General features: G+C 32.4%; 4 protein-coding genes. All 4 read left to right on the top strand.

What is annotated here, in order from left to right; translation table 11 throughout:
* Positions 1-467 (top strand): 23S rRNA (guanosine(2251)-2'-O)-methyltransferase RlmB (gene rlmB, locus SPJ33_RS04750; RefSeq protein ID WP_321116822.1); only part of this gene is annotated, 467 nt, incomplete at its 5' end.
* A gap of 14 nt (positions 468-481) precedes the next feature.
* Positions 482-994, top strand: coding sequence for an NYN domain-containing protein (locus tag SPJ33_RS04755; protein WP_321116823.1), 513 nt, complete (start codon positions 482-484; stop codon positions 992-994).
* A gap of 93 nt (positions 995-1087) precedes the next feature.
* Complete coding sequence (sigH, locus tag SPJ33_RS04760) at positions 1088-1708, top strand: RNA polymerase sporulation sigma factor SigH (protein ID WP_321116824.1); 621 nt, start codon at positions 1088-1090, stop codon at positions 1706-1708.
* A 215-nt stretch (positions 1709-1923) separates the two neighbouring features.
* Positions 1924-3117, top strand: a complete 1194-nt coding sequence (gene tuf, locus SPJ33_RS04765; RefSeq protein WP_321116825.1) for an elongation factor Tu — start codon at positions 1924-1926, stop codon at positions 3115-3117.
* Positions 3118-3120: the final 3 nt, after the last annotated feature.

The raw sequence follows: 3120 nt of genomic DNA on the forward strand, positions 1-3120 counted from the left end.
AAAAAGGAGAAAGTCCATTTATAGTTATACTGGATGAATTAGAAGATCCACACAATTTAGGATCAATAATAAGAACTGCGGAAACATGTGGAGTACATGGTATTATAATTCCAAAGAGAAGAAATGTTGGAGTTACTCCTACTGTATATAAATCATCTGTTGGGGCTGTAGAACATGTAAAAATAGCAAAAGTAACTAATATAAACGCTACAATAGATGAATTAAAAGAAAAAGGTATCTGGGTATATGGTGCTGATATAGAAGGAAAAGAGTATAGTTACGAGGTAGATTTTAGTGGACCATGTGCACTAATAATAGGAAGTGAAGGAAGAGGAATATCAAAATTAACTCTTAAAAAGTGTGACAAATTAGTTAAAATTCCTATGATTGGAAAAATAAATTCTTTAAATGCATCAGTTGCTGGTGGTATAATGATGTATGAAGTATTAAAAGGCAGATTAAAATAAAAGAGGGATGAGATGTGAAAATTATATTTATAGATGGATATAATGTTTTGAATTCTTGGCCAAATTTAAAAGATTTAAAAAATACTAGTTTTGATGGAGCTAGAAATAAACTAATAGATATATTGCACAATTATGGAAGTTATAATGGTTGTAAAATAGTACTAGTATTTGATGGACATAAGGTAGCAGGTAATATAGAAAGCAAAGAAGAAATTAACAAAAATCTATCTATAGTTTTTACCAAAGATGGTGAAACAGCTGATGCATATATAGAGAAAGAAGTGCATTCTGTTGGTAGAAGATATGAAGTTTATGTGGTTACATCAGATTGGCTAGAGCAACAAACTATATTCCAACGGGGTGCTGTAAGAATGTCTTCGTTAGAATTTTACAATGAAGTTATTAACTTAGAAAGTAAGATAAGAGTAAAGGCAGAAAATAATATGAATTCTCAAAAGAATAATTTAGGAGATAATATTGATGAGGATATATTAACTAAATTGGAGAAATTACGTAGAAGTCGCTGATATGTTGACTTAATTTAAATTGCTAATGTATAATAAAAATCATGATAAGAGGTTAGATATTAGGGGTAAATTGTGGAGAATGGTGGGTATTCTATGACGAAAGATTTAGAGTTTGATAAAAAAGATGATAAAGAAATAGCAATAGAAGCTAAAAATGGAAATGTATTGGCTCAAGAATATTTAATAAATAAATATGAAGGCTTTGTAAGAACAAAGGCAAAATCTTATTTCTTAATTGGTGCTGATAAAGAAGATATTTATCAAGAGGGGATGATAGGTCTTTATAAAGCTATAAGAGATTTTAATCCAGATAAGCTTTCAACATTTAAAGCATTTGCAGAACTTTGTGTTACAAGACAAATAATAACAGCAATAAAAACTGCAACAAGACAAAAGCATATTCCATTAAACACCTATGTATCTTTAAATAAACCAATATATGAAGAAGAATCAGAGAGAACTCTGTTAGATGTATTGGCAGGATTTAAAATAACAGATCCTGAAGAACTCGTTATAAGTCAAGAAGAAAAAAATAGAATAGAAGAAGAAATACAAAAAGTATTATCTAGGTTAGAATTAGAAGTACTAAATTCATATCTTGATGGTAAATCATATCAAGAGATAGCATGTGATTTAGATAGGCATGCAAAATCAATAGATAATGCATTACAAAGAGTAAAAAGAAAACTTGAAAAATGCTTAGATATAAACTAATTAATTTTTATTGACAAACAAAAAAAATGATAGTAAACTTTATAATTGGTATATTAAAGAAACTCAATAATATGAGTGCTCATGTTGTTGGAGGTCACTGAAAATTACATAAATATAATAATAAACAGTTGATCTAATTTTAAACATGAGTTCCAATATAAAAAAAGTACAAAACACTAGGCAAGGTTTATTAGAGTAATAAGGAGGAATTTAGAATGTCAAAAGCAAAATTCGAAAGAAGTAAACCACACGTTAACATTGGAACAATAGGTCACGTAGACCACGGTAAGACTACATTAACAGCAGCTATTACAACAGTATTAGCAAACAAAGGATTCGCTGAATCATTCAAATATGATGAAATAGATAAGGCTCCAGAAGAAAAAGAAAGAGGAATCACAATCAACACAGCTCACGTTGAATACGAAACAGAAAACAGACACTACGCTCACGTTGACTGTCCAGGACACGCTGACTATGTTAAGAACATGATTACAGGAGCAGCACAAATGGATGGAGCTATCTTAGTTTGTTCAGCAGCAGATGGTCCAATGCCACAAACAAGAGAACACATACTACTAGCTTCAAGAGTTGGAGTTGACCACATCGTAGTATTCTTAAACAAAGCAGATATGGTTGATGACGAAGAATTATTAGAATTAGTAGAAATGGAAATCAGAGAATTATTAAGCGAATACAACTTCCCAGGAGATGATATTCCAGTAATAACAGGATCAGCTTTAAGAGCATTAGAAAACCCAACAGATCCAGAAGCAACAGCATGCATCGACGAATTAATGGCAGCAGTAGATAGCTACATCCCAACTCCAGAAAGAGCAACAGATAAGCCATTCTTAATGCCAGTAGAAGATGTATTCACAATCACAGGTAGAGGAACAGTTGCAACAGGAAGAGTTGAAAGAGGTATCTTACACGTTGGAGACGAAGTTGAAATCGTAGGTATCAAAGAAGAAACTAAGAAAGTAGTTGTAACAGGAATCGAAATGTTCAGAAAGTTATTAGACGAAGCGCAAGCTGGAGATAACATAGGAGCATTATTAAGAGGTATCCAAAGAACAGAAATCGAAAGAGGTCAAGTTCTAGCAAAAGTTGGATCAGTAAACCCACACAAGAAGTTCGTAGGTCAAGTATACGTACTTAAAAAAGAAGAAGGTGGAAGACACACTCCATTCTTCGATGGATACAGACCACAATTCTATTTCAGAACAACTGACGTAACAGGAGCAATCAAGTTACCAGAAGGAATGGAAATGGTAATGCCAGGAGACCACATCGACATGAACGTTGAATTAATCCACCCAGTAGCTATGGAAGAAGGATTAAGATTCGCAATCAGAGAAGGTGGAAGAACTGTAGGTTCAGGAGTTGTTACTAGCGTAATCGAATAGTAA

Origin of the sequence: Clostridium sp. (genome assembly GCF_034179595.1) — a bacterium.
Lineage (GTDB): Bacteria > Bacillota > Clostridia > Clostridiales > Clostridiaceae > Clostridium.

Bases quoted from the DNA above. Each gene is read 5' to 3' on its own strand.
- sigH (WP_321116824.1), top strand. From the start codon at position 1,088: ATGACGAAAGATTTAGAGTTTGATAAAAAAGATGATAAAGAAATAGCA.
- tuf (WP_321116825.1), top strand. From the start codon at position 1,924: ATGTCAAAAGCAAAATTCGAAAGAAGTAAACCACACGTTAACATTGGA.